Genomic DNA, 25,328 nt, shown 5'->3' on the forward strand with positions numbered 1-25,328 from the left:
AAGCAACATGCAAGAAGGGCAAAACCGTAAGACATCTTCTCTGAGCATTCTCGCAATTGCCGGAGTAGAGCCGTACCAAGAGAAGCCGGGCGAAGAGTATATGAACGACGCTCAGCTGGCTCATTTCAAGCGTATTCTTGAAGCATGGCGCAACCAACTCATGGATGAAGTGGATCGTACGGTATCGCACATGCGCGATGAAGCCGCTAATTTCCCCGATCCCGTGGATCGCGCAGCGCAGGAAGAAGAGTTCAGTCTCGAACTGCGTAACCGTGACCGTGAGCGCAAGCTGATCAAGAAAATCGCCAAAACCTTGGTGAAAATCGAAGATGAGGATTTCGGATTCTGTGAATCCTGTGGCGTCGAGATTGGCATCCGCCGTCTGGAAGCACGTCCGACCGCCGATCTGTGTATCGACTGCAAAACGTTGGCAGAGATACGCGAAAAGCAAATGGCAGGCTAATTTTCCTGTCCAGAATCGGCTCCTGCCCATCGCAGGGGCCGACTCCAGGTACTCTACCGCTGATGAATGATGTTCATCACTCTATCTTCTGTCTGGATAAAACGCTGACGAGATAGCACCAACTTCTTATGTCTGGAACAACTGGTTTCACCGAAACGCATCGTTATGTCGGGCGTTTTGCCCCCTCTCCTTCTGGTGACCTGCATTTTGGCTCACTGATCGCCGCACTGGGTAGTTATCTGCAAGCTCGTTCCCAACAAGGGCGCTGGCTGGTACGCATTGAAGACATCGACCCGCCACGGGAAATTCCCGGCGCAGCCTCCCGTATCCTTGCACAATTAGACCATTACGGCCTGTATTGGGACGGCGAGGTGATGTACCAGTCACAGCGGCATGCACGTTACCGCGAGATTCTTCAGCAGCTTCAACAGCAGGGCATGAGCTACTACTGCACCTGTACGCGTAGCCGTATTCAGCAGCTAGGTGGGCACTATGACGGCTATTGCCGAACGCGTAATCTGCCCTCCGATAACGCCGCGCTACGCCTGCGTCAGACAACGCCGGTATTTCACTTTCACGATAAATTGCGTGGCGAGCTGTATGCCGACACGGCACTCGCGCAGGAAGATTTTATTATCCACCGCCGAGACGGGCTGTTTGCCTATAATCTGGCCGTCGTGATCGACGATAACGATCAAGGTATTACGGAGATCGTGCGCGGCGCCGATCTGATCGAACCGACAGTGCGGCAAATTTCGCTCTATCAGCAGTTGGGCTATGCGATCCCTACCTACGTTCATCTGCCGCTGGTGCTGAATACCGAGGGAAATAAGCTTTCCAAGCAGAATCATGCACCAGCACTGCCAAATAGCGATCCGCGTCCCGTGCTGCTGGCTGCCCTGCAATTCTTGAACCAACCACTGCCGGAGAACCGTCAGGATATGACGCTTTCCGCACTTCTGGCCTGGTCTGTCGCGCACTGGTCCCTTGATGTTGTCCCGTTACAGGCGGCAATAAACCCGTCCGCGATCACATCGGCATTCTCAAAGGGGCATTGGTGAGCTATGATTAGCCGCTATTTTTAGTGACGCACTCTCTTTGGCCGTCACATTTGCAGGCCGTCGCTGGGTCGACGTCAAAAACGTTTCCCAGAAATTTTTTGCTGTGCCGTTGATTTATCCATCACTATCGAGGTGTATTATCTTTTCCCGAGTTGCTAATTTTTGTCGTAAGGTACTGAATCGTGAGAACGAAATGGTCGAATCAGAGGAACCGCGCCAGCATATGACGGTGATTCCGCGTGACCAACATACTATTTCACGCAGCGATATCAGCGATAACGCGCTGAAAGTACTTTATCGCCTGAACAAAGCGGGCTACGAGGCTTATCTGGTTGGCGGCGGCGTACGCGACCTGCTGCTGGGCAAAAAGCCGAAAGATTTTGATATCACCACTAACGCCACACCCGATCAGGTGCGCAAGCTATTCCGCAACTGTCGTTTGGTCGGACGTCGTTTCCGTCTCGCCCACATCATGTTCGGGCCAGAGGTGATTGAAGTTGCCACGTTCCGTGGTCACCACGAACAGCATCAGGAACAGCAAGAAGTCAAAAATTCCTCTCAGCAGGCCCAAAGCGGCATGCTGTTACGCGACAATATTTTTGGTTCCGTTGAAGAAGATGCCCAGCGCCGCGATTTCTCGATCAACAGCCTCTACTACAGCATTTCTGATTTCAGCGTACGTGACTATACCGATGGCCTGAACGATCTGCGTCAGGGCGTCATCCGTATGATTGGCGATCCTGAAACGCGCTACCGTGAAGACCCAGTGCGTATGCTGCGCGCCGTCCGTTTCGCTGCCAAGCTGAACATGACGGTCAGCCCGGAAACCGCCGAGCCGATTCCTCGTTTGGCCTCATTGCTGCACGATATCCCTGCGGCGCGCATGTTTGAAGAGTCGCTGAAGCTGCTTCAGTCAGGCTATGGCTATCCAACCTATAAAATGCTGTGTGAATACCAGCTATTCCAGCCGCTTTTCCCGCTGCTGAGTCGCTACTTCACACCAAACGGCGATTCCACACTGGAGCGCATGGTTGCACAGGTACTGAAAAACACCGATCAGCGTCTGCAAAACGACATGCGGGTGAATCCGGCATTTTTGTTCTCCGCCATGCTGTGGTATCCGCTGATTGAACATGCACAAAAATTGGCGCAGGAAAGCGGACTGGCCTACCTCGATGCCTTCTCGCTGGCGATGAACGATATACTGGATGAGCAGTGCCGTTCTCTGGCAATTCCTAAGCGCATTACGTCTTTAGTCCGTGATATCTGGCAGTTGCAAATGCGTCTGTCTCGTCGTCAGGGTAAACGCGCTTATAAGCTGATGGAACATCCTAAATTCCGTGCCGCGTATGACCTGCTTTGCCTGCGTGCCGAGATCGAAAACCATCAGGAGCTGCTGCGTCTGGCTCAGTGGTGGGGAGAGTTCCAGGTTGCCGCACCGCCTCGTCAGCAAAACATGCTGAAATCGCTGGATGACGGCCCAACGCCACATCGTCGTTCCCGCCCTCGTCGACCGCGTAAACCAACAGCGGCACGCAGAGATCAAGCATGACGATACGTGTGTATCTGGCGCTGGGCAGTAATCTTGCCCAGCCTTTGCAACAGGTGCGCGCAGCATTATCTGCGCTGGACGCGATTCCACATACTCGCGTCGTTTGCTGTTCCTCGTTTTATCGTAGCCGTCCGCTTGGCCCGCAAGATCAGCCAGACTACCTCAACGCCGTTGTTGAACTGGAAACCGCATTAGCGGCCGAATCGCTGCTGGATCACACACAAGCCATCGAGCTGGAACAAGGTCGCGAACGCAAGGAACATCGCTGGGGCCCACGCACGTTGGATCTGGATATTTTGCTGTTTGGCGATGTCGTCATCCAGACTGAGCGTCTGACCGTGCCGCATTACGACATGAAGAATCGTGAATTCATGCTCTACCCGCTCGCAGAAATCGCACCTGAACTGGCATTCCCCGACGGCGAAACCCTCGCCCAGCGGTTAACCCATGTCGACCGCAACGGCCTGACCCTATGGGATAATACACAGTGGGATGCTGAACCGTGTGATGACGAGAAACCGACCGGAACATTCGGTCACTAATAATCCCTCCCATCTGTAACTTGAAGCGCGACGGGTATATCGCTACACGTCGGCTTACATTAGAATGTCCCCCTCAATTCTTCGCCCTATTGACATAGGAAGACCGTCATGAAACCGACGACTATCTCCCACTTGCGCCAATGGAAACAAGAGCAGCGAAAATTCGCTACGATTACCGCTTACGACGCCAGTTTCTCTCGCCTATTTTTCGAGCAAGGCATCCGCGTGATGCTGGTGGGTGACTCACTGGGAATGACCGTACAGGGTCACGATTCCACATTGCCCGTGACCACACACGATATCGTTTACCACACGCAGTGTGTCCGCCGTGGCGCACCGCTGGCACTGGTTCTCTCCGATATGCCTTTTATGACCTATGCCACGCCGGAACAAACGTTCAGCCAGGCAGCAGAACTGATGCGCGCAGGCGCAAATATGGTGAAGCTGGAAGGCGGAAGCTGGCTTGCGCCGACGGTAAAAATGCTGACCGAACGCGCCGTGCCGGTTTGTGGTCATCTGGGTCTGACGCCGCAGTCCGTTAATATCTTCGGCGGCTATAAAATTCAGGGCCGGAGCGAAAGCGATGCCAATCAGTTACTGGCCGATGCCCTTGCGCTTGAAGAAGCAGGTGCGCAGCTGCTGGTGCTGGAATGCGTGCCTGTCGCCCTGGCCAAGCGCGTAACAGACGCCCTGTCGATTCCCGTGATCGGTATTGGCGCCGGCAACGTGACCGACGGGCAGATTCTGGTCATGCATGATGCCTTCGGCATTACCGGCGACAACACGCCTAAGTTTGCCAAGGACTTTCTGGCACCAAGCGGTGGTGATATCCGCGCGGCAGTGCGTTTGTATGCAGAAGAAGTTGAACAGGGTATTTACCCGGCCGAAGAACATTCATTTCATTAAAAAACGAGCATTCCGTTAATCGGGCTATTTTTTAGGAGTACGAGTGTGTTAATAATCGAAACCCCTCTGCTGCTGCGCCGCGAGGTTCGTCGCTGGCGTCAGGAAGGGAAACGCATTGCTTTAGTTCCCACCATGGGTAATTTGCATGACGGGCACATGACGCTGGTCGATGAAGCCAGAGCGCGTGCCGATATCGTTATTGTTAGCGTTTTTGTCAATCCTATGCAGTTTGAGCGGCCAGATGATTTAGCCCGCTACCCCCGGACGTTGCAGGAAGACTGCGAGAAATTGAATCGCCGCGGTGCCGATCTGGTTTTCGCACCGAGCCCAGATGTGATATACCCCAATGGACTGGAGTCGCAAACGTTTGTCGATGTGCCAGGCCTGTCTTCCCTGTTGGAAGGTGCCAGTCGCCCCGGCCATTTCCGAGGTGTTGCGACCATCGTCAGCAAACTGTTCAATCTGGTACAGCCGGATGTCTCCTGCTTCGGCGAGAAAGATTACCAGCAGCTAGCACTGATTCGGCAGCTCGTTCGCGATATGGGTTATGACATTGACATTATTGGCGTCCCTACCGTGCGTGCAAAAGACGGTTTGGCATTGAGTTCACGTAATGGGTATCTCAGTGCAGAAGAACGCCAGCGGGCACCGTATGTTTATCAGGTGATGATGGACATGGCGACACAGTTGGACAACGGCGATCGCCAGATAGACACCTTGCTGGAACAGGCGGCAGACAAGCTGCGTGAAGCGGGCTTTACGCCTGATGAATTGTTTATCCGCGATGCTGATACGCTGCAACCGCTGAGCGCGGCCAGCACGCGTGCTGTGATTTTGATGGCTGCCTGGTTAGGCAAGGCCAGATTGATTGATAACCACCAGGTCGATTTGACTGTATGAACCGAGGTAACAAAGCGATGATACGTACCATGCTGCAAGGCAAGCTGCACCGGGTCAAAGTAACTCAGGCTGACTTGCATTATGAAGGCTCTTGCGCCATCGATCAGGATTTTATGGATGCCGCCGGCATTCTGGAATACGAAGCGATTGATATCTACAACGTTGATAACGGTCAGCGTTTCTCTACCTACGCCATTTCGGGCGAAAGAGGCTCACGCATTATCTCTGTGAACGGTGCTGCCGCTCGCCGTGCCAGTGTGGGCGACAAACTGATTATCTGCTCCTATGTGCAGATGTCCGACGAGCAGGCCAGAAGCCACAGCCCGAAGGTAGCCTATTTCTCTGGCGATAACGAGCTGCAACGTCAGGCAAAAGCGATTCCGGTTCAGGTAGCTTGATCGCCAAGTTTCTGACGGAATCGAGCGGTAGTAATGGATAGATCGTAAAGACGCTGCAAGTACGTCCTTGTAAGCTCGAGCCGCGCCATCCCTGGCGCGGACGCTTTACTCTTCTATTCCATTACTACCGTTTTCACTTCTTAAATCAGTCTGCAAAAAGGCTAATACGGTGTTACCACCGCCTTCTCATTTACAGAATTGACACACTACGTCCGCAGCCCGCGTCCGCGCTCAATCAGCCACCAGACCAGCAGATAAAACACCACGATAAAGGCAATCAGCACCGACATGGTGAACAGCAGCGGTACATCCTGAATGCCAAGGAAACCGTAGCGGAAGCCGCTGATCATGTACACGACTGGGTTCAGCTTGGAAACAGCCTGCCAGAACGGCGGCAGCAGCGTCAGTGAGTAAAACACTCCACCCAGATAGGTCAGCGGCGTTAACACAAACGTCGGAATAAGGCTGATATCATCAAAGGTTTTCGCAAAGACCGCATTCAATAACCCCGCCAGCGAGAACAACGTCGCCGTCAGCAAGAGCGTCAGAACAATGATCCACCAGGCATGAACATGCAGCGGGACAAAGAACAGCGATACCGCGGTCACCAATACCCCGACACATACGCCACGCGCGATCCCGCCGCCAATATAACCCGCGATGATCACGTGAGTTGGCACCGGCGCGACCAGCAGCTCTTCAATATTGCGTTGAAATTTGGCGCTGAAAAAGGAAGAGGCCACGTTGGCATAAGCGTTGGTAATGACTGCCATCATGATCAGGCCCGGAACGATAAACTGCATGTAGGTGAAACCATGCATATCACCAATACGTGAGCCGATCAGGTTGCCGAAAATAATAAAGTACAACGTCATGGTGATCACTGGCGGCACCAGCGTCTGAATCCAGATACGCCCAAATCGGGTGACTTCTTTCACCCAGATACTCTGTAGTGCTACCCAATACAAATGCATCATGCCTTTTCTCCCTTACCGTTCGCCCCGTCCCCATTAACCAAGGTGACAAACAGCTCTTCCAACCGGTTCGCTTTATTACGCATACTTAATATCGTTATCCCCTGCGCGCTTAGCTGGCTGAATAACGCGTTCAGACCTTGCTCGCGCATCACATCCACTTCCAGCGTTGACGTATCCGTCAGGCGGAACGCATAGCCTTCAAGCTGTGGCAGCGGGCTTTTCGCCGGCAGATCAAAAATAAACGTTTCGGACTTCAGCTGAGCAAGCAGCTGCTTCATCGAGGTGTTCTCCACCAGCTCACCCCGCTGGATGATCCCGATGTTGCGGCACAGCATTTCCGCTTCTTCCAGATAGTGCGTCGTCAGGATAATCGTGGTGCCCTGCGCGTTGAGCTCCTTCAAAAAGCCCCACATGGAACGACGTAATTCGATATCCACACCGGCGGTCGGTTCATCAAGAATCAGCAGCTTAGGCTCATGCATTAACGCACGCGCAATCATCAAGCGACGCTTCATCCCGCCGGACAACATCATCGCTTTTTCGTTGCGTTTCCCCCACAGATCGAGCTGTTTCAGGTATTTTTCAGCACGCTGCAACGCATCCTGACGTTTCACGCCATAATAGCCGGCCTGATTAACCACAATCTGTAATACCGTTTCAAAGGGATTGAAGTTAAATTCCTGCGGGACCAACCCCAGTTGGCGTTTCGCATTCACTTTGTCCAGCTCAAGGTCATAGCCGAAGACGCGAACTTTACCGGCCGTTTTATTCACCAGCGAGCTGATAATCCCAATCGTGGTCGATTTTCCCGCGCCATTTGGCCCCAGAAGCGCATAGAAATCCCCCGCTTCCACGTTCAGGTCGATCCCCCGTAGCGCCTGGACGCCTCCCGAATAGGTTTTGGTTAGTTGCGCCAGTTCCAGTGCATATGTCATAAGAAATGGATTGCCTTATTATCAGTGAATTCTACAGATTTGAAGTATGACGGAGATAAACTATCGTTTTTCAAACGACGCATGTTGCCTTATATTACTCCTCACTGCCCCTTGTTTGTTACAGGTCATTTACTTTCATGAAAGAAATTGAAACGCTCATCGCGAACAACCAGCTTTGGTCTAAAACGATGGTGGAAGAGGATCCTGGCTATTTTGAACGTCTGGCGCAGGCACAACGTCCCCGTTTTCTATGGATTGGATGCTCGGACAGTCGCGTACCTGCGGAAAGTCTGACCAGCCTTGAGCCTGGTGAACTGTTTGTTCACCGCAACGTCGCCAATCTGGTTATTCACACCGACCTCAATTGCCTCTCTGTCGTGCAATATGCCGTCGAAGTTCTCGAAGTCGAACATGTCATTATCTGCGGCCACTACGGCTGCGGCGGTGTTCAGGCTGCGGTGGAAAACCCAGAATTGGGTTTGATTAACAACTGGCTGCTGCATATCCGTGATTTGTGGTACAAGCATAGTTCGCTGCTGGGGGAATTGCCTCCCGAACAGCGGCTGAATACGCTCTGTGAAATCAACGTTGTCGAGCAGGTTTACAACCTCGGCCACTCCACCATCATGCAGTCCGCCTGGAAGCGCGGGCAGAAAGTCACGATCCACGGTTGGGTTTACGGTATTCAGGATGGCCGTCTGCGCGATCTGGAAGTGACTGCGACCAATAGGGAGACGCTGGAACAGCGTTATCGCCGCGCGATTTCTACCCTGTCTTGATTCGCTGCCTGACGCCCACTCGCTGGGCGTCGCTCACGGCATCGGCCTTATCTGATACGCTATTCCTGTGGAACAACCTTGCCGACGTAAGGTAAATGGCGATAGTGCTGGGCATAGTCGATGCCGTAACCCACCACAAACTCATCAGGGATCGAGAATCCAACCCACTCGACTTTCACCGCCACTTCACGGCGCTCTGGTTTATCCAGCAGCGTACAGATAGCCAGTGATTTCGGCTCACGCAGTTGCAGAATTTCCCGCACCCTGCTCAGCGTATTGCCCGAATCGATAATATCTTCAACGATCAATACGTCTTTGCCGCGAATATCCTCATCCAGATCTTTCAGGATCTTAACGTCGCGCGTACTGTTCATACCGCTGCCATAGCTGGATGCCGTCATGAAATCCACTTCGTGAGGGACATCGATCGCCCGGCATAAATCGGCCATAAAGATAAACGATCCGCGCAATAGCCCCACCAGTACCATATCGCTGCCGCTATCACGGTAGTGTTCGCTGATCTGTTGCCCCAGTTCGGTAACCCGCGCCATCACTTCCTGCTCAGAAATCATGACTTCCACGGTATGTTTCATCATACTGATAACTCTTTGAAGTAAGGTATTCAGCACCATCGGTAAAATGACAGACTTATTATCGATGATGCGCCAATGCTGACGTTTGAATCAGCCTGGGCAATGCCCAAGCGCGCGAAGTATATCAGAAACCACACCATGAAGGAGACACCATGAGTACACCACCAGTGGATGTTTGCTACAAAGTGAATGTCCCGCTTTCCAGCCGGCAGTTCATTGAGCTGCTGGCGAAAACCTCATTGGGGCCGCGCCGCCCGCTGAATGATGAGACAGCAATTGCAGGTATGCTTAAGCACGCCAACCTGCTGGTTTCCGCGTGGCAAGGGGAGACGCTGGTTGGGATCGCGCGCAGCGTGACGGATTTTCATTTTTGCTGTTATCTGTCCGATCTGGCGGTGTCAGAGGACTGTCAACATACGGGAATAGGTAAGAAGCTGATTCAACAAACCGCTCAGCAGCTTGAAAAAGGCTGCAAAATCATTTTGCTGGCCGCGCCGCTGGCGGTGGATTACTACCCGAAATTAGGGTTTGAAAAGCACAATAGCACCTGGCTTATGCCAGCAGCAGACCTGCACGAGGCGTAATCATTGCTTTTCGGGGCCGTCAGTCGGGCTGCTGACGGCGGGTAAAGCAGGATACAAGACTGGCGGATCCGTCTTAATGCTTAAACGCACCTGCTGTCCCGGTTCAAACCAGTTGCCAGTCTGCACCAGCAGCATCAGTTCTCCCATCTTCACCCGATACAAGTTTGATGTGCCCATAAATAGCCGATCTTCGATCGACGCCGGGCCATCGGGATCGAGCGCCAACGCCACGTCAGCCGGACGTACCATCCAGTCGCATTGTGAATCCATCGGCTGATTAAGCGGATGTGTCGCCTGATGATCGCCCAATGGGCTTTGCCATTGATGGTCGCTCATAATTTTCACAGGCAAATAGTTCGTATTCCCCATAAAATCAGCGACAAAGCGGCTATTCGGTCGATGGTACAGCTCGGATGGATAACCCTGCTGCATAATCTTCCCTTCATCCAGCAGAATCAGATGGTCGGCGCAGGCAAAGGCTTCCTCTCGGCTGTGCGTAGCGAAAACCGCCGCGACATGACGCTGTTTCAGAACCTGCCGTAATTCGGTGATCAGGCGGTAGCGGGTCTGGCTGTCCAGACCTGGGAAGGGTTCATCCAGCAACAGAATTTTCGGCTCACAGGCCAGCGCACGGGCAATCGCCAAACGCTGCTGCTGTTCATTGGATAGCTCATGTGGGTAACGCGCAGCGACATCATCCAGCTGTAAGAGCGCCATCATCTCCGCACAGATTGGCTTCACCTCGCTTTCCGGGCGGCCATATAAACCAAACGCTATATTGCCTTCCACCGTCAGATGCGGAAAGAGCGCGTAGTCCTGAAAAATCAGGCCAACCTGACGCAGTTCCGGCAGGACGTACTCTTGCGGCGAGCTAACGAGCTCACCCTCCAGCAAAACCTTGCCCTGAGTAATCGGCAGCAGGCCCGCGATCGCCTGTAATAGCGCCGTTTTGCCACAGCCGTTTCGCCCCAACAGGCAGATCGTCTCATCGTCGCGCACGGCAAAGGAGATGTTCTCCAACACAGGAGACTGCTGCAACGTACAACTTACCGCCTGAACGCTCAGAATATCTATCGACGCGGCCATGTCATTATCCTTTTATATTCAGTGCGCGATTCAGCCAGAAAACGGGGATTAACCCTACCGCCACCAGCACCAGTGCAGGAAAGGCAAATGACGCTACTTGCTCACTCGCCGTAAAGCGGAAAACATACGTTGCCAACGTATCAACCCCGAAAGGACGCAGCAGCAGCGACACATTCAGCTCTTTCATACTTTCCGTAAAAATCAACAACGCCCCAATGAACAGGCTGCTGCGCAGCAGCGGGATATGCACACGTGACCAGCGGCTGAGGGGGGAAGCGCCCAGAACAAGACTCGCACTGTCCAGCGATCGCGGAATGCCTTCCATGCTGCGCTCAAGACTGTCCAGCATCAGACGCCCAAATTTAACGCTGTAGGCGAGGATGAGAATAAACAGCGATCCCGCCAGCAAAGCCTCCGCGGGAGGTAACCCCGCGGCGCTGGCAAATAGATTAATTCCGCGGTCCACCAGCGACAGCAAGGTAAACAGTCCGACAGCCAGTACCGCGCCGGGCAAGGCAAAACTCAGGCTGACGAGCCGAACTGGCGTCTGATTAGCAAATATCCCGGCCGTGCGCGTATAGAAAATAAACGACAGCGCCATTAACGTAATGACAACGGTCGCGATGGCGGACGCCAACAGGCTATTCATCACCGCGTGGAGGAACGCCATATCCCACACCGACATCATGTGTCGGATCGCCAGAAAGAGTAGATACAGCACTGGCAACAAGAACGACAGACAAACGATTCCCCAGCAATAACTGCGAACCACCTTGCTGCGCCACCCGTTCAACACAGGCGGAACCACCTGAGAAGCATTTGCTTGAGCTTGATAAATTTTCTGCTTCCGACGCCAGAAATTAACCAAAAACATCAAGAGAAAGATCGCCGGCAAAATCAACACGCCAAGGCGTGCTGCCGCACCGAGATCGTCCTGCTTCTGCCAGATATCCAGCACCTGTGTTGTCATGGTTGGAGTATCAAGATAAGACGCCGCGCCATAATCGCCCAGCGTTTCGACCACCACTAGCGCACTACCGCAGGCAATCGCAGGCAGAGCAATAGGTAAACATAAGCGGCGGAATACCTGAGTGCGCGTCTGATTCAGTAAACGCGCCGAATGGATAAGGCTAGCGGACTGTTTCACCAGCGCTTCGCGCACCAACAGGTAAATATAGGGATAGAACACCAGTGCCAGCACCAGACTTATGCAACCCAGCGAAACGGGTAGCCCAGCAACGTGGGATTCACTCCACGACGAGGCGATTTGCAACCCGCCTTCCTGCAACAACTGGGACAGATGCCGTAACACATCGGTATAAAGGTAGGCGAGCAAGAACGCGGGCATCGCAAGCGGCAGGCAAAGCGCCCATTGCAGTACGCGATGACCGGGAAAACGGTACATGGCGATAAACCAGGCGGAAGGCAACCCAAACAGCAAACTGAAGAACAGCGTGCCAATCACGATGACCGCAGAATGTATCAGGTAGGTGGGTAACCCGATTTGCCACAGTTGGGTAAATCCCATCCCATCGGCAAAAAAAGCCTGATAAAAAATCGTTGCTAAAGGAAGCAGCAACAGTCCCGCCAACAACCAACTACTGACGCGCCAGACACCGGAGATCATAGAATAAAAACTGTATTAGATGAGATCGCTGTTATTAATAACAGAGGCTGACGGCGGCGTCATCGTATCAAACAGCGATAAATGGGCTTTAATCCTGCGATTAACTCGAGGCGATTTCCATCGCCGACCGTCAATAAAATAAAAACAAACGATTTCAATAGATTGCGATTATTGGTTTTCCACCTTTTCGCCACTCACTTTTTATCTCAATCCCCTAAATAATTCGAGTTGCAGGCAGGCTGCGACACAGTGAATCCCCAGGAGCTTACACAAGTAAGTGACTGGGGTGAGCGAGGAAAGCCAACGCACATGCAGCTTGAAGAATGACGGGGATATCAGATGTTTCCCGTAAGAAAACTTGGAACCGCATGGGATATCTGTGATAACGTCATCTGACAACATTTGGAACAGGTTCAACCATGAAAAACTCTGCGCTGGCTCTGCTCCTGCTAAGCCTGATGAGCTTCTCTTCCGCCAGCAAGGCGCTGAATGAATTTGAAGCGGAAGATCTGGCCGATCTGACCGCGATCTTTGTTTATCTGAAAAACCACTGTGGCTATCAAGATCTGCCGAATGAACAGATTCGTCGGACACTGGTCGCCTTTGCTCAGCAAAATCGCTGGGATCTCAGCAATTACAACGCTTACGACATGACGGCGATGGGCGAAGACAGCTATCGCGATCTGAGTAAAATCGCTATCCCGACACCGAAGAAATGCCAGTCTCTGGCACGTAACTCACTGGGTCTGCTCTCCTACGCACAATAGTTTCCCCCTCCTCCGCGCTGACTGAAATTTGACCGTGCAAGCGGTAAAAGAGTCGGCTATGATGGCGCGCCAATTTTCATGACTGTTATCGCGGAGGAAGCCCTAACATGTCCCAGAAAGAAATTTGGTATGAAACCCTACATGCCAACTTTGGCCAGTACTTTTCGGTTGATCGCGTGCTGTATCACGAGAAGACCGATCATCAAGATCTCATCATCTTTGAAAACGACGCATTAGGTCGCGTGATGGCGCTTGACGGCGTGGTGCAAACCACCGAGCGCGATGAATTCATCTATCACGAAATGCTCACCCACGTTCCCCTTCTGTCACACGGCAGCGCCAAACGCGTACTGATTATCGGTGGCGGTGATGGCGGCATGCTGCGGGAAGTCAGCCGGCACCGCGGCGTCGAACATATCACGATGGTAGAAATCGATGCGGGCGTGGTGGAGTTTTGTCGCCAGTACCTGCCCAATCACAGCGCCGGTAGCTATGACGACCCGCGTTTTAATCTGGTGATTGATGACGGCGTTAACTTCGTCAGACAGTGCAGCGAAAAATTTGACGTCATCATTTCCGATTGCACCGACCCCATCGGCCCCGGTGAAAGCCTGTTCACCTCCGATTTCTATCAGGGCTGCGCCCGTTGCCTGAACGAAGGTGGGATTTTCGTCGCTCAGAATGGCGTGTGCTTCTTGCAACAGGATGAAACCGTCGGCAGCCATAAAAAACTCAGCCACTATTTCAAGGATGTCAGCTTTTATCAGGCGGCGATCCCGACTTACTACGGCGGCATTATGACGTTTGCCTGGGCCTGCAATAACCCGGCACTGCGCCAGATAGATGCCACCACGCTGCGCCAGCGTTTTGCACAATCCGCTATCGCCTGTCGCTATTACACGCCTGATGTTCACATCGGCAGTTTTGCCCTGCCACAGTACCTGCTGAGCGCGCTACAGAATGCGCAATAATCCATCACTTAGGGTAATCACACCACCACAAGGGGGTGACTTAAATTGCACAAGCTGAAACTACACGGCTTTAACAACCTGACGAAAAGCCTGAGTTTTTGTATCTACGATATCTGTTACACCAAAACGGCCGACGATCGCGATGGCTATATCGCCTATATCGACGAACAATATAACGCTAACCGTTTAACAGAAATCCTCACTGAAACCTGCTCAATTATCGGTGCCAACGTCCTTAACATCGCGCGTCAGGACTATGATCCACAAGGTGCCAGCGTGACCATTCTGGTCAGCGAAGAGCCCATCGATCCACGGGATGTCGATACCTCTGAACATCCGGGGCCGTTGCCTCATTCTGTTGTTGCGCATCTGGATAAAAGCCATATCTGCGTTCATACCTATCCGGAAAGTCACCCAGAAGGCGGGCTTTGTACCTTCCGCGCAGATATCGAAGTATCTACCTGTGGCGTAATTTCGCCGCTGAAAGCGCTGAACTACCTCATCCACCAGCTTGAATCCGATATTGTGACTATCGACTATCGCGTGCGGGGATTTACCCGTGATGTCAATGGCATAAAGCATTTCATCGATCATCAGATCAATTCGGTTCAGAACTTCATGTCCGAGGATATGAAAGCGCTCTATCACATGATGGACGTGAACGTGTATCAGGAAAATATCTTCCATACCAAGATGCTATTGAAAGACTTCGACCTGAAACACTATCTGTTCAACGTCAGCCCTGAAGAGCTCAGCGCTGCTGAACGGAAAAGAATCACCGATCTGCTGTATCACGAAATGCAGGAAATCTATTACGGCAGAAACCTGCCCATTATCTAATTGATACATCTCACTTCACAGGGCTGTCTCTTAGTCACATTTCTATGCCAACTAAGAGACGGTTTCGTGCGCGATGATGTCATCATTTTCATGCTACCCCGTAGCACGCGCCCGACGCAGGGTCGCTCAATCGCCGCCGCCCTGCGAACCCAGGCTTCCGGCTAAATTATGCCGCTACGCGGAGCCATCGGTGTTCATGACCACTCTTCGAGCCGCCAGTGACGCGTTCCCGACGCGGCACTGGCTTTCGCGGCCTCCATGCCGCTCACTCGGTGTTCATGCCCACCGCTGCATAATTTTTACGCCGGATAAGGACAAAGCACATGATGACTCCCTGTATTTATGTATAAGGTACTGCGCCTGAGGAGGGTTGAGGTGTAGTGAGTTCATATATCTTTCGTTTTTTCGCACACTATTTCGTCAAAAATGATGCGCATCACATTTATTTCTTTCTGCATTTTCTGCTTGCATTCTCTCCCAGCCTTGCTGCATCTGGGTTTGCGTCAATTGGTATAAGGTCAACTAAAAATCATATATCTTGTGTGGTTGAAATTTAAAATACCTACATCTAGTATTCTTTGTGTGGCGATCGCGTAACGGGTCGCTACACAGTGGATCGGTTCGGGTGCATATGCCCTGAAGATAGCCGCTCCGACATACTTCTTTCACGCCAAAGGGTAAATACGAATCATGCGTATTACTATTTTCACTAAGCCAGATTGTGTTCAATGCAACGCCACATGCCGTGCGCTGGACAAGCAAGGAATTAACTATCAACTGGTGGACTTAACTGAAGATGAACAGGCGTTGCAGCAGGTAAGAGCGTTGGGCTATCAACAGGTACCCGTCGTGATGACGGCCGATGATCATTGGAGCGGCTTCCGCCCGGATAAGATCAGTACTCTGAACGCCGCCCTGCAATTGCAGTAAGGGGGGCAATATGAACCCGCTGGTCTATTTCTCCAGCCAGTCGGAAAACACGCATCGCTTCATTTCTCGGGTTGGCTTGCCAGCCCTGAGAATCCCGATAGCGACAGAACAGCCTGCATTGAAAGTTGATCGCCCCTATATTCTGGTTGTCCCCAGCTACGGCGGAGGCAGCACGAAAGGGGCTGTGCCGCGTCAGGTCATCATCTTTCTCAACGATCCACACAATCGCGCTTATCTGCGCGGCGTGATTGCCGCAGGCAATACTAATTTCGGTGCAGCGTACTGCATCGCTGGCGACATCATTGCGCAGAAATGTCAGGTGCCCTACCTGTACCGCTTTGAATTGCTCGGCACGGCAGAAGACGTTGCAAATGTGCGTAAGGGAGTAACTGAATTTTGGCAACAACAGACCACGTGAGTGCAAAGGCAACCAAGGCCGAAGCGGACGCCCACTCGCTCGATTACCATACACTCGACTACCATGCGCTTAACGCGATGCTTAACCTCTACGACGCAGAGGGAAATATTCAGTTCGACATGGATAAGCTCGCGGCACGCCGTTATTTCCTACAGCATGTGAACCAGAACACTGTGTTCTTCCACAATCTGGAAGAAAAACTGCGTTACCTGGTGGAAGAAGGCTACTACGAAGCAGACGTGCTGGATCAGTATCACTTTGATTTCATCAAAAGCCTTTTCCAGCAGGCTTACGCTCACAAGTTCCGCTTTCAAACCTTTCTGGGTGCGTTCAAATACTATACTGGCTATACGCTGAAAACCTTTGACGGTAAACGCTATCTGGAGCGCTACGAAGATCGCGTCTGCCTTGTGGCGCTGACCCTCGCCAAAGGGGATACCGCACTCGCTAGCTCACTGGTCGATGAGATCATTAGCGGACGCTTCCAGCCCGCCACCCCCACGTTCCTCAACTGCGGTAAAAAGCAGCGCGGTGAGCTGGTCTCCTGCTTCCTGTTGCGCATTGAAGACAATATGGAGTCGATTGGTCGAGCGATTAATTCCGCGCTTCAGCTATCAAAACGCGGCGGCGGCGTGGCTTTCATGCTCAGCAACATCCGCGAAACCGGTGCGCCGATCAAACGTATCGAAAACCAGTCGTCTGGCATTATCCCTATCATGAAAATGCTGGAAGATGCGTTCTCCTACGCCAACCAGCTTGGTGCGCGTCAGGGCGCGGGGGCGGTGTACCTCAATGCGCACCACCCAGATATTCTGCGTTTTCTGGATACCAAGCGGGAAAATGCCGATGAGAAAATTCGTATCAAGACGCTGTCTTTAGGCGTGGTCATCCCCGATATCACATTCCAGTTGGCGAAGAATAATCAGGTGATGTACCTGTTCTCGCCCTATGATGTCGAGCAGGTTTATGGCGTGCCGCTTTCGGAAATTAGCGTCACCGAAAAATACCATGAGATGGTAAACGACAAGCGCATCCGTAAATCCCAAATCAAGGCGCGCGAATTCTTCCAGATCCTTGCGGAAATCCAGTTCGAGTCCGGTTATCCCTACATGATGTTTGAGGATACGGTGAATCGCGCGAACCCGATTCACGGCCGCATCAACATGAGTAACCTGTGCTCTGAGATTTTGCAGGTCAACGAGGCCAGCCTGTACGACGACGATCTTGGCTACAGCCACATTGGTAAAGACATCTCCTGTAACCTCGGTTCGATGAATATCGCCAACGCTATGGCCTCGCCCGATTTCGGCCAGACGGTTGAAATGGCGATCCGCGCGCTGACCGCCGTTTCCGATATGAGCCACATCAGCTCCGTGCCATCCATCGAAAAAGGCAACGACCAATCACATGCGATTGGCTTAGGTCAGATGAACCTGCACGGCTATCTGGCGAAAGAGCGGATTTTTTACGGTACAGAAGAAGCCGTCGATTTCACCAATATCTATTTCTACACCGTCGCTTTCCACGCAATTCGGGCATCGAATGCGTTAGCGATAGAGCGGAACCAGCGCTTCTCAGGCTTTGAACTCTCAACATACGCCACGGGCGAGTATTTTGATAAGTACATCGAGCAAATCTGGGAACCCACAACGGCACGCGCACGTGAGCTGTTTGAACAGGCTAGCATCCACATTCCCACTCAGCAGGACTGGGCGGCACTGCGCGAATCCGTTATGGCACACGGCATTTACAACCAGAACCTGCAGGCAGTTCCACCGACCGGTTCGATTTCATATATCAACCACTCGACGTCCAGCATCCACCCAATTGTGTCACGTATCGAAATTCGTAAAGAGGGCAAGATTGGTCGCGTCTACTACCCTGCCCCTTACATGAACAATGACAATCTGGAGTATTACCAGGATGCCTATGAAATCGGGCCGCAGAAGATTATCGACACCTATGCCGCCGCGACACAGCACGTCGATCAGGGGCTGTCGCTGACGCTGTTTTTCCGCGATACCGCCACCACGCGCGACATCAATAAAGCGCAGATCTACGCCTGGACCAAAGGCATTAAGACTATTTATTACATTCGCATACGGCAGATGGCGCTGGAAGGCACCGAAGTTCAGGGCTGTGTGTCCTGTGCGCTCTAAGCCATCGCGGAAGGAAATCGAAGCATGACCGCACTCACTCGCGTCCAGGCGATTAACTGGAACAAAATTGAAGACGACAAAGATTTGGAAGTCTGGAACCGGCTGACGTCTAACTTCTGGTTGCCGGAAAAGGTGCCGCTCTCTAACGATATTCCGTCGTGGAGTACGCTGAATGCCCGCGAGCGTCAGTTGACGATCCGCGTGTTCACCGGCCTGACGCTGTTAGATACGATCCAAAATACGCTGGGTGCGCCAACGCTCATGCCCGATGCAGTGACGCCACATGAAGAAGCCGTGCTGTCTAACATCAGCTTTATGGAAGCGGTGCACGCTCGTTCGTACAGCTCTATTTTCTCGACGCTGTGTCTGACCAGCGAAGTCGATGATGCGTATCGCTGGAGCGAAGAGAATACGGCGCTACAGAAAAAGTCCGACATTATTCTGTCGCACTATCGCAGTGACGATCCGCTGATGAAGAAAGTCGCCAGCGTGTTTCTGGAGTCGTTCCTGTTCTACTCAGGGTTTTACCTGCCGATGTACTGGTCAAGCCGTGCCAAACTGACCAATACGGCGGATTTGATCCGACTTATCATCCGCGACGAAGCGGTACACGGCTACTATATTGGCTATAAATTCCAGCGCGGGTTAGCGAAGGTCGATTCCGCTCGTCAGCAACAGGTGAAAAATTTCGCCTACGATCTGCTACAGGATTTGTATGACAATGAGGTGTTGTATACCCAGGAACTCTATGACGGCGTCGGTTGGACGGAAGACGTGAAGAAATTCCTCCACTACAACGCAAACAAAGCGCTGATGAATCTGGGCTATGAAGCGCTGTTCCCTGCCAGCATGACGGATGTGAATCCCGCGATTCTATCGGCGCTATCGCCAAACGCGGATGAGAACCACGACTTCTTCTCTGGCTCCGGTTCATCTTATGTGATCGGTAAAGCCGTCAACACCGAAGACGAAGATTGGGACTTCTAAAAAAACGGCCATCGCTCTCTGGGTGGCCACCTTTTTCTACAGCTCTTTTCCACCGCACTTTTTACAGCACTTTTTTACAACCCAGAAAATGAAAAAGCCCTGAATCATTGCTGATTCAGGGCCTTCATATAAGTGGCGGAACGGACGGGGCTCGAACCCGCGACCCCCTGCGTGACAGGCAGGTATTCTAACCAACTGAACTACCGCTCCACTCGTGCTCACTGAGCGGGTTGAATACTAAGATGACGGCAGTATTACGTCAATGCTTTTTATAACTAACCGTTTCTGTTTGCTTATAATTTCATCTTACTGATTATTCTATCGCCCATCACGTAATCAGCCTATCCATTTTGCTACGCTAAGGGCGAATATTATGGCGGTGCTATTCTGCCCGCCACAGGCAACTACCGCCTTTTTTAGCAATCAAATCCAGACGTTGTTCATGCGCCAGCAGCTCTGTTTCATCAGCGTAAAGCACCTTTAACGCCGATTGAGGGCGGACGATTCTCTGGATCGTTTCGGTATTATCGCTCTTCTGCTGCGCTTCACCTTCCATCGAAAAAGTCAGAGAAGTTTGACCGCCAGTCATCGCCAGATAAACTTCTGCCAAAATCTCGGCATCGAGCAATGCGCCGTGCAGCGTACGCTTGCTGTTATCTATCAGGTAGCGATCGCAGAGTGCATCCAAACTGTTACGCTTGCCGGGAAAGATCTTCCGCGCCATAAACAGGCTATCAGTGATCTTACAGAACGTCTCAGTCTTGGGTATATCCCGATTCAGCAAGCGGAATTCGTAATCCATAAAGCCGATGTCAAACGTCGCGTTATGAATGACTAATTCCGCGCCACGGATAAAATCGAGGAAGTCATCCACGACATCCGCATACGTCGGTTTATCAGCCAGAAACTCATCACTGATACCATGTATGTTATAGGCTTCTGGATCCACTAAACGATCGGGTTTGATATAGACATGAAAATGACGACCAGTCAGGCGCCGGTTAATCACTTCGACCGCACCGATCTCGATAATTTTATGCCCTTCGTAGTGAACCCCCAGCTTATTCATACCGGTGGTTTCTGTATCCAGGACGATTTGTCGCGTAATTTCAGTGCTCATCGTTTTCGTTTTATGTCAGACTTGCCGTTTTTACCATAAGGGAGAGTCTACCAGAGATGCGCAAACAGGTAGAAATTTTCACCGACGGATCTTGCCTCGGTAATCCCGGCCCCGGCGGCTATGGCGCCCTGCTACGCTACAAACAGCATGAAAAAGCGTTAAGCGCGGGCTATCGTCTTACGACGAACAACAGAATGGAGCTGATGGCTGCGATTGCAGCGCTTGAAACGCTGACTACCGCGTGCGATGTGGTGCTCTGCACTGACAGCCAATATGTTCGTCAGGGGATAACCAGCTGGATTCATAACTGGAAAAAGCGTGGTTGGAAAACTGCCGATAAAAAACCGGTCAAAAACGTCGATCTCTGGCAAAAGCTGGATGCCGCGATTCAACATCATTCTGTACGCTGGGAATGGGTAAAAGGACATGCCGGGCATCCGGAAAACGAGCGCTGTGATGAACTCGCGCGCGCAGCCGCAAGTGCACCAACGCTTGAAGACACCGGCTATCAGGCTGAGTAAATCACCGTAGGCGTTCGCCTCATCTCCGATATATCTTTGTTGCGCCCACCGTGCGGCGCACTGATGCTTTACGCAACCTCGCTCGCATTGGGGTAAATGTCAGTGGAATTGTGCGCTTCCGGGCAATAATCAGCGTCAGACACCCCAACATCGGAATATGTTTATTCAATTTTCCCTTGTTTCTTCGCCATGGCGTAACGTGAAAATGGGTCTGATGGATAACCTCATAGTTCAATAGCCCCAGCCAGTCCGTAATACGCATTTGAGTAAACATACGGCTGCAATAAGGGTGTTTCTTATTGAGTCTGGGGATCAGTTTGCCAAGGCCAACCAGACTGATCGGATTAAACGTGCTCAATATTAGCCAACCATCGTCGATCAAGACGCGATCAACCTCCCGCAGAATACGATGCGGGTCCGATGAATAAGACAGCGTTTGAGCAAGCAGGCAGGCATCGATCGACTTTTCAGAGAAAGGTAATTGATGAGCATCTGCAATAACCTGAAGATTATCACCATGTGGAGCAACATTAACCTGATGCGAAATCGCGCACTCTGTTATGTGGATTTCCGCGCTCAGCGCCCCTACCTTGATAAGATGAAAACCAAAGAGTTTTGGCCACCATGGCAGCAAGGCCTGTTCAAGCGACTCGCGATAAAATTGCCCACAGGTGATATCATCCCATGAATCAGGTGCAACAATGGTCTGAGGGATTTGTGCCGATTTCATCTTCTGTTCTCGTCCTCAGGCTACTAGCAAAAAGAGGTGATGAATGAATCTTATCAGTATCCCTGCACTTCAGGACAACTACATTTGGTTATTAAGCAATAAAGAAAACCGCTGTGTGATCGTCGATCCCGGTGAGGCAACTCCGGTGCTTAATACGCTCGATCAACACTCACTTTTCCCCGAAGCAATTTTGCTCACTCACCACCACAATGATCATGTCGGAGGCGTCAGTGAACTCCTCAAGCATTACCCCAATCTGCCTGTTTTTGGCCCAAAAGAAACCGCAAAGCGCGGCGCAACCTACCTGGTAGAGGAAGGAAATACCGTCTCTTTGTTAAATTCGGAATTTTCTGTAATTGAGGTGCCAGGACACACATCTGGTCATATTGCTTACTACAGTGCGCCATTTTTGTTCTGTGGCGACACCCTATTTTCAGCGGGATGCGGTCGTATTTTTGAAGGAACACCGCGACAAATGTATGAATCAATTCAGAAAATAGCAAAGTTTCCTGATGATACAGTAGTGTGTTGCGCTCATGAATATACCCTCTCAAACTTAAAATTTTCTAATACTATTTGGCCTGAAGATCCAGAAATTGAATCTTATCTCCATAAAATCAGTCAGATACGAGAAAAATCACAGTCTAGTTTGCCTACATTGCTGGGTCTGGAGAGGAAAATTAACCTATTTCTTCGCTGCCATGAAATTGATTTAAAAAGGAAATTATCAAAAGAACCTGAAAATATAGAGAATTGGCAAGTTTTTGAGATGCTACGTAGCAAGAAAGACTGCTTTTGAAGGTTTAGGTTGTGCTATTCCTCTAACCAAAGTATCCTTGCTCGTCTTTTAAGCAACTATTGACCAACATATGAAGGCTAAAGCGATGATTATCGCCTCAGTCTTGCTGGCGGGTTGTCAGGTCTCACCACATGACACCTCGCAACCCAAACAGCATGCACAGAGTTTGTCTTCGGCAAGTCAAAGTGAAGCAGGAAAGTACACAGATGGTCGAGAGGCCTCTGCGCGATGGCTAGATGACGATAGCCTCACGCAGCGAGATCTGTGGAACTTCATTGGCGACGAGCTGAAGATGGAGGTTCCGGAAAACGCCCGGATCCGCGAACAAAAAATGCGTTATTTGAAGAATAAGAGCTATCTCCACGATGTAACATTACGGGCAGAGCCGTACATGTACTGGATAGTCGAGCAGATTAAGCAACGTAAAATGCCGATGGAACTGGTACTGCTACCCATAGTGGAGAGCGCTTTTGATCCAAGTGCCACATCATCCGCCAATGCCGCAGGGCTATGGCAGATTATCCCTGGCACAGGACGTAATTATGGTTTGAAACAGAACCAGTGGTACGACGGACGTCGCGATGTTATCGCGTCTACAACGGCTGCGCTGGATATGATGCAACGGCTTAACACAATGTTTGATGGCGACTGGTTATTGACCGTTGCTGCATATAACAGTGGTGAAGGACGCGTCATGCAGGCGATGAAGGCGAATAAAGCGAAAGGGAAATCAACCAGCTTCTGGGCACTGGCGTTACCGCGTGAAACGTCAATCTATGTTCCCAAAATGCTGGCCTTGAGCGATATTCTTAAAAACAGCAAGAAGTATGGCGTAAGTCTACCGCAGCCCAATGAAAGCCGCGCATTAGCAAAGGTTGAACTGGGTCAGCAGATAGAATTGACACAAGCGGCTGAGATGGCTGGACTGTCATTGAATAAGCTGAAGAGCTATAACTCGGGCTATAAACGTAATGTTACCGCTCCAAATGGGCCACATTACATCATGGTTCCTAAAGCTCACGTTGAGCAGTTGAAAGATTCACTGGCTGATGGTGACATCGCAGCGATTCAACCGACACGCTTAGCGGAAACGCAGCCAACGCCAGCATCACTGCAGTATAAGGTACGCTCAGGTGATACCTTATCAGCCATTGCGGCACGACTTAATGTCAGCACGAAAGATTTGCAGAGTTGGAACAATCTGCGTAGCGCTGGTGCGCTCAAGGTTGGTCAAACGTTGCAAGTTGCCAAAGCGTCAGGCAATAGCAGCTCTATCACCTATCAAGTTCGGAAGGGTGATTCGCTGGCAAGCATTGCTAAACGCCACGGCGTAAATATTGCTGATGTGATGCGCTGGAATACGGTTATCAACAAGAATGCCAACATCCAGCCAGGCGATCGTCTGACGCTTTATGTTAGCAGCAACATAAAACCTGATTCTTAACGTCATATCAGAATCAGTAATGAGAAACAGCCCTCCTACAGATGTAGAGGGCTGTTTTTTTTATAGCGATTAACTCAGGCTAAATTCAACGAGTAGTGGGTTATGGTCTGAGGCCTGAGTCACCAATACAGAAGACTGGTTAACGGTCAGCTCACGGTAAAAGACGAAATCGAGCGGTCGACCAAACGCCTTACGCCGTTGGTCATCAACAAAATGTACCTCCTGCAACCCCATCCTTACCGCAAACCGATTAAGTGCGTTGATACGCTGCTGACTCCATGCATTGAAATCTCCAGCCATGATAGCTGGCCCCTGATGATGTACGAGTTGTTCCCCAATCGCAGCTAGCTGCTTGGTATAAACCTCAACACCAAAACTAAAGTTAACCGCATGGATATTGATGACCATCAGCCTCTGACCATTCTGAAGCGCATAGACCGTTACCAAAGAGGACTTAGCCAAACGCAGTAAAGGCTCCCTTTCACGTAAGGGGCAACAGTATACTGGCTGGGCTGCTGATAGCGTCATGACACCGGATGGATGTTGCGGGAGGATAATGGCGGGGACCTGATCGGCTGAGAGATAGTTGGTGGTTGCAAAACGGATGAGCTCTGGCGTACTTTGCGCTTCCTGCAACAGGACTAGCTGGGTACCTTTACCGAAATTTTGCAACACGGAAAGCCAGTTCATTCGTTGCTGCTTAAAAATATTCCACACCATTACGCGTAAAACATCCCCCTCCAGCAACAATGAGCCTGTCGGTAGTACTTGCCCCGGATAATGCATTTCCCCGGGAGGAAAGATACGTTCAGCTGGTTGGCCAGCAACATACCTCATTGCATAGGTTCTTTTCCGCACGCCTAATCCACTATCAGTTTCAATACTCTAAATACCCTATCAAAAAAGAGCACTCTTCTGTTATAAGAATTTTATCGCAGACTTGCAATGTACGCTCGGCGATAGGATAGGAAAAAATGAAATGATCGGTAAAAACAAAAGGCAGAGGAAGAGGAAGAGACGGATTCATCTAAAAAATTCTAATATTCAAATGTGCAAAAAGCCCTAAGCGTTAGCTTAGGGCTTTTTGCATAATAAGTGGCGGAACGGACGGGGCTCGAACCCGCGACCCCCTGCGTGACAGGCAGGTATTCTAACCAACTGAACTACCGCTCCACCGAATTTCTCTACAACCACCAGATCGCTCCGGCTTACTGCTTAATTTGATGCCTGGCAGTTCCC

At 51.3% G+C, this 25,328-nt stretch carries 26 protein-coding genes, 2 tRNA genes and 1 pseudogene; 19 read left to right on the plus strand and 10 right to left on the minus strand.

Annotated elements, in window-relative coordinates; translation table 11 throughout:
• Positions 1-7: 7 nt before the first annotated feature.
• The 7 genes from dksA to panD all read left to right on the plus strand — a co-directional run bounded on the left by dksA (position 8) and on the right by panD (position 5,822).
• Positions 8-463, plus strand: coding sequence for an RNA polymerase-binding protein DksA (dksA, locus tag QWJ20_RS17065; protein WP_005969032.1), 456 nt, complete (start codon positions 8-10; stop codon positions 461-463).
• 128 nt (positions 464-591) lie between these two features.
• A complete protein-coding gene (gene gluQRS, locus QWJ20_RS17070) occupies positions 592-1,524 on the plus strand; it encodes a tRNA glutamyl-Q(34) synthetase GluQRS (protein ID WP_433993073.1) in 933 nt (310 codons plus the stop codon).
• Between the two features lie 139 nt (positions 1,525-1,663).
• A complete protein-coding gene (gene pcnB / locus QWJ20_RS17075; RefSeq protein ID WP_217451282.1) occupies positions 1,664-3,076 on the plus strand; it encodes a polynucleotide adenylyltransferase PcnB in 1,413 nt (470 codons plus the stop codon).
• A complete protein-coding gene (folK, locus tag QWJ20_RS17080; RefSeq protein ID WP_095995254.1) occupies positions 3,073-3,618 on the plus strand; it encodes a 2-amino-4-hydroxy-6-hydroxymethyldihydropteridine diphosphokinase in 546 nt (181 codons plus the stop codon). Before pcnB ends, folK begins: the two co-directional genes overlap by 4 nt.
• Before the next feature lie 108 nt (positions 3,619-3,726).
• Positions 3,727-4,524: a 3-methyl-2-oxobutanoate hydroxymethyltransferase gene (gene panB / locus QWJ20_RS17085; protein ID WP_249687945.1), complete on the plus strand. Its 798-nt coding sequence runs from the start codon at positions 3,727-3,729 to the stop codon at positions 4,522-4,524.
• A 45-nt stretch (positions 4,525-4,569) separates the two neighbouring features.
• A complete protein-coding gene (gene panC / locus QWJ20_RS17090) occupies positions 4,570-5,424 on the plus strand; it encodes a pantoate--beta-alanine ligase (protein WP_127157367.1) in 855 nt (284 codons plus the stop codon).
• A 17-nt stretch (positions 5,425-5,441) separates the two neighbouring features.
• The gene (gene panD, locus QWJ20_RS17095) at positions 5,442-5,822 is read left to right on the plus strand and encodes an aspartate 1-decarboxylase (protein ID WP_039486661.1); all 381 of its coding nucleotides are present in this window, start codon (positions 5,442-5,444) and stop codon (positions 5,820-5,822) included.
• Positions 5,823-6,028: 206 nt separating this feature from the next.
• Here panD and QWJ20_RS17100 read toward each other — a convergent pair whose 3' ends face one another.
• Both QWJ20_RS17100 and QWJ20_RS17105 read right to left on the minus strand, forming a co-directional pair.
• Positions 6,029-6,799, minus strand: coding sequence for an ABC transporter permease (locus QWJ20_RS17100; RefSeq protein WP_039486554.1), 771 nt, complete (start codon positions 6,797-6,799; stop codon positions 6,029-6,031).
• Positions 6,796-7,734, minus strand: coding sequence for an ABC transporter ATP-binding protein (locus tag QWJ20_RS17105; protein WP_095700308.1), 939 nt, complete (start codon positions 7,732-7,734; stop codon positions 6,796-6,798). Before QWJ20_RS17105 ends, QWJ20_RS17100 begins: the two co-directional genes overlap by 4 nt.
• A 137-nt stretch (positions 7,735-7,871) precedes the next feature.
• Between QWJ20_RS17105 and can the strand changes: the two genes are divergently transcribed.
• On the plus strand, positions 7,872-8,513 hold the full coding sequence (gene can, locus QWJ20_RS17110; RefSeq protein WP_039486548.1) for a carbonate dehydratase: 642 nt from the start codon (positions 7,872-7,874) through the stop codon (positions 8,511-8,513).
• 59 nt (positions 8,514-8,572) lie between these two features.
• Here can and hpt read toward each other — a convergent pair whose 3' ends face one another.
• Positions 8,573-9,106: a hypoxanthine phosphoribosyltransferase gene (hpt, locus tag QWJ20_RS17115; RefSeq protein ID WP_011094841.1), complete on the minus strand. Its 534-nt coding sequence runs from the start codon at positions 9,104-9,106 to the stop codon at positions 8,573-8,575.
• A gap of 152 nt (positions 9,107-9,258) precedes the next feature.
• On the opposite strand from hpt, the gene QWJ20_RS17120 reads away from it, so the two are divergent.
• Positions 9,259-9,690, plus strand: a complete 432-nt coding sequence (locus QWJ20_RS17120) for a GNAT family N-acetyltransferase (protein WP_433993074.1) — start codon at positions 9,259-9,261, stop codon at positions 9,688-9,690.
• Here the strand turns inward: QWJ20_RS17120 and QWJ20_RS17125 are convergent, their stop codons facing one another.
• Both QWJ20_RS17125 and QWJ20_RS17130 read right to left on the minus strand, forming a co-directional pair.
• Entirely contained in the window at positions 9,691-10,776 is a 1,086-nt protein-coding gene (locus QWJ20_RS17125; protein WP_433993075.1) for an ABC transporter ATP-binding protein, read from the minus strand.
• Between the two features lie 4 nt (positions 10,777-10,780).
• Entirely contained in the window at positions 10,781-12,403 is a 1,623-nt protein-coding gene (locus QWJ20_RS17130; protein WP_433993076.1) for an ABC transporter permease, read from the minus strand.
• 419 nt (positions 12,404-12,822) lie between these two features.
• Here QWJ20_RS17130 and QWJ20_RS17135 point away from each other — a divergent pair, with 419 nt between their 5' ends.
• The 7 genes from QWJ20_RS17135 (at position 12,823) to nrdF (ending at position 19,475) form a co-directional block, all read left to right on the plus strand.
• On the plus strand, positions 12,823-13,170 hold the full coding sequence (locus tag QWJ20_RS17135; RefSeq protein ID WP_011094845.1) for a YacC family pilotin-like protein: 348 nt from the start codon (positions 12,823-12,825) through the stop codon (positions 13,168-13,170).
• A 107-nt stretch (positions 13,171-13,277) separates the two neighbouring features.
• A complete protein-coding gene (gene speE, locus QWJ20_RS17140) occupies positions 13,278-14,141 on the plus strand; it encodes a polyamine aminopropyltransferase (protein WP_433993077.1) in 864 nt (287 codons plus the stop codon).
• Positions 14,142-14,186: 45 nt separating this feature from the next.
• Complete coding sequence (gene speD / locus QWJ20_RS17145) at positions 14,187-14,981, plus strand: adenosylmethionine decarboxylase (protein WP_039486532.1); 795 nt, start codon at positions 14,187-14,189, stop codon at positions 14,979-14,981.
• Positions 14,982-15,671: 690 nt separating this feature from the next.
• On the plus strand, positions 15,672-15,911 hold the full coding sequence (gene nrdH / locus QWJ20_RS17150; RefSeq protein ID WP_014916295.1) for a glutaredoxin-like protein NrdH: 240 nt from the start codon (positions 15,672-15,674) through the stop codon (positions 15,909-15,911).
• Between the two features lie 10 nt (positions 15,912-15,921).
• A complete protein-coding gene (gene nrdI / locus QWJ20_RS17155; RefSeq protein WP_010280810.1) occupies positions 15,922-16,329 on the plus strand; it encodes a class Ib ribonucleoside-diphosphate reductase assembly flavoprotein NrdI in 408 nt (135 codons plus the stop codon).
• The gene (nrdE, locus tag QWJ20_RS17160) at positions 16,326-18,488 is read left to right on the plus strand and encodes a class 1b ribonucleoside-diphosphate reductase subunit alpha (RefSeq protein WP_433993091.1); all 2,163 of its coding nucleotides are present in this window, start codon (positions 16,326-16,328) and stop codon (positions 18,486-18,488) included. The genes nrdI and nrdE overlap by 4 nt, the downstream gene beginning before the upstream one ends.
• Positions 18,489-18,512: 24 nt before the next feature.
• The gene (nrdF, locus tag QWJ20_RS17165) at positions 18,513-19,475 is read left to right on the plus strand and encodes a class 1b ribonucleoside-diphosphate reductase subunit beta (protein WP_014916297.1); all 963 of its coding nucleotides are present in this window, start codon (positions 18,513-18,515) and stop codon (positions 19,473-19,475) included.
• A 133-nt stretch (positions 19,476-19,608) separates the two neighbouring features.
• Here the strand turns inward: nrdF and QWJ20_RS17170 are convergent.
• Together QWJ20_RS17170 and dnaQ are read right to left on the minus strand one after the other, a co-directional pair.
• A tRNA-Asp gene (locus QWJ20_RS17170) sits at positions 19,609-19,685 on the minus strand.
• Between the two features lie 172 nt (positions 19,686-19,857).
• The gene (gene dnaQ, locus QWJ20_RS17175; protein ID WP_039486522.1) at positions 19,858-20,595 is read right to left on the minus strand and encodes a DNA polymerase III subunit epsilon; all 738 of its coding nucleotides are present in this window, start codon (positions 20,593-20,595) and stop codon (positions 19,858-19,860) included.
• On the opposite strand from dnaQ, the pseudogene rnhA reads away from it, so the two are divergent.
• A pseudogene (rnhA, locus tag QWJ20_RS17180) lies at positions 20,549-21,116 on the plus strand (ribonuclease HI). The gene dnaQ and the pseudogene rnhA overlap by 47 nt on opposite strands.
• A gap of 19 nt (positions 21,117-21,135) precedes the next feature.
• Here rnhA and QWJ20_RS17185 read toward each other — a convergent pair.
• Positions 21,136-21,846, minus strand: coding sequence for a class I SAM-dependent methyltransferase (locus tag QWJ20_RS17185; protein ID WP_174864820.1), 711 nt, complete (start codon positions 21,844-21,846; stop codon positions 21,136-21,138).
• 43 nt (positions 21,847-21,889) lie between these two features.
• Between QWJ20_RS17185 and gloB the strand changes: the two genes are divergently transcribed.
• Entirely contained in the window at positions 21,890-22,645 is a 756-nt protein-coding gene (gloB, locus tag QWJ20_RS17190) for a hydroxyacylglutathione hydrolase (RefSeq protein WP_433993078.1), read from the plus strand.
• A 70-nt stretch (positions 22,646-22,715) separates the two neighbouring features.
• A complete protein-coding gene (gene mltD / locus QWJ20_RS17195) occupies positions 22,716-24,089 on the plus strand; it encodes a murein transglycosylase D (protein ID WP_433993079.1) in 1,374 nt (457 codons plus the stop codon).
• Between the two features lie 69 nt (positions 24,090-24,158).
• Here the strand turns inward: mltD and QWJ20_RS17200 are convergent, their stop codons facing one another.
• The gene (locus QWJ20_RS17200) at positions 24,159-24,947 is read right to left on the minus strand and encodes an endonuclease/exonuclease/phosphatase family protein (protein WP_095995264.1); all 789 of its coding nucleotides are present in this window, start codon (positions 24,945-24,947) and stop codon (positions 24,159-24,161) included.
• 238 nt (positions 24,948-25,185) lie between these two features.
• Positions 25,186-25,262, minus strand: a tRNA-Asp gene (locus QWJ20_RS17205).
• Between the last annotated feature and the right edge of the window lie 66 nt (positions 25,263-25,328).

Origin of the sequence: Pectobacterium sp. S5, assembly GCF_051707265.1 — a bacterium.
Lineage (GTDB): Bacteria > Pseudomonadota > Gammaproteobacteria > Enterobacterales > Enterobacteriaceae > Pectobacterium > Pectobacterium polare.

Coding starts and splice junctions, on each gene's coding strand:
- folK (WP_095995254.1), top strand. CDS start 3,073: ATGACGATACGTGTGTATCTGGCGCTGGGCAGTAATCTTGCCCAGCCT.
- nrdF (WP_014916297.1), top strand. CDS start 18,513: ATGACCGCACTCACTCGCGTCCAGGCGATTAACTGGAACAAAATTGAA.
- QWJ20_RS17185 (WP_174864820.1), bottom strand. CDS start 21,846: ATGAAATCGGCACAAATCCCTCAGACCATTGTTGCACCTGATTCATGG.
- QWJ20_RS17105 (WP_095700308.1), bottom strand. CDS start 7,734: ATGACATATGCACTGGAACTGGCGCAACTAACCAAAACCTATTCGGGA.
- mltD (WP_433993079.1), top strand. CDS start 22,716: ATGAAGGCTAAAGCGATGATTATCGCCTCAGTCTTGCTGGCGGGTTGT.
- gloB (WP_433993078.1), top strand. CDS start 21,890: ATGAATCTTATCAGTATCCCTGCACTTCAGGACAACTACATTTGGTTA.
- dnaQ (WP_039486522.1), bottom strand. CDS start 20,595: ATGAGCACTGAAATTACGCGACAAATCGTCCTGGATACAGAAACCACC.
- can (WP_039486548.1), top strand. CDS start 7,872: ATGAAAGAAATTGAAACGCTCATCGCGAACAACCAGCTTTGGTCTAAA.
- speE (WP_433993077.1), top strand. CDS start 13,278: ATGTCCCAGAAAGAAATTTGGTATGAAACCCTACATGCCAACTTTGGC.
- QWJ20_RS17135 (WP_011094845.1), top strand. CDS start 12,823: ATGAAAAACTCTGCGCTGGCTCTGCTCCTGCTAAGCCTGATGAGCTTC.
- gluQRS (WP_433993073.1), top strand. CDS start 592: ATGTCTGGAACAACTGGTTTCACCGAAACGCATCGTTATGTCGGGCGT.
- nrdH (WP_014916295.1), top strand. CDS start 15,672: ATGCGTATTACTATTTTCACTAAGCCAGATTGTGTTCAATGCAACGCC.
- panD (WP_039486661.1), top strand. CDS start 5,442: ATGATACGTACCATGCTGCAAGGCAAGCTGCACCGGGTCAAAGTAACT.
- nrdI (WP_010280810.1), top strand. CDS start 15,922: ATGAACCCGCTGGTCTATTTCTCCAGCCAGTCGGAAAACACGCATCGC.
- QWJ20_RS17100 (WP_039486554.1), bottom strand. CDS start 6,799: ATGATGCATTTGTATTGGGTAGCACTACAGAGTATCTGGGTGAAAGAA.
- QWJ20_RS17125 (WP_433993075.1), bottom strand. CDS start 10,776: ATGGCCGCGTCGATAGATATTCTGAGCGTTCAGGCGGTAAGTTGTACG.
- hpt (WP_011094841.1), bottom strand. CDS start 9,106: ATGAAACATACCGTGGAAGTCATGATTTCTGAGCAGGAAGTGATGGCG.
- QWJ20_RS17120 (WP_433993074.1), top strand. CDS start 9,259: ATGAGTACACCACCAGTGGATGTTTGCTACAAAGTGAATGTCCCGCTT.
- panB (WP_249687945.1), top strand. CDS start 3,727: ATGAAACCGACGACTATCTCCCACTTGCGCCAATGGAAACAAGAGCAG.
- QWJ20_RS17130 (WP_433993076.1), bottom strand. CDS start 12,403: ATGATCTCCGGTGTCTGGCGCGTCAGTAGTTGGTTGTTGGCGGGACTG.
- dksA (WP_005969032.1), top strand. CDS start 8: ATGCAAGAAGGGCAAAACCGTAAGACATCTTCTCTGAGCATTCTCGCA.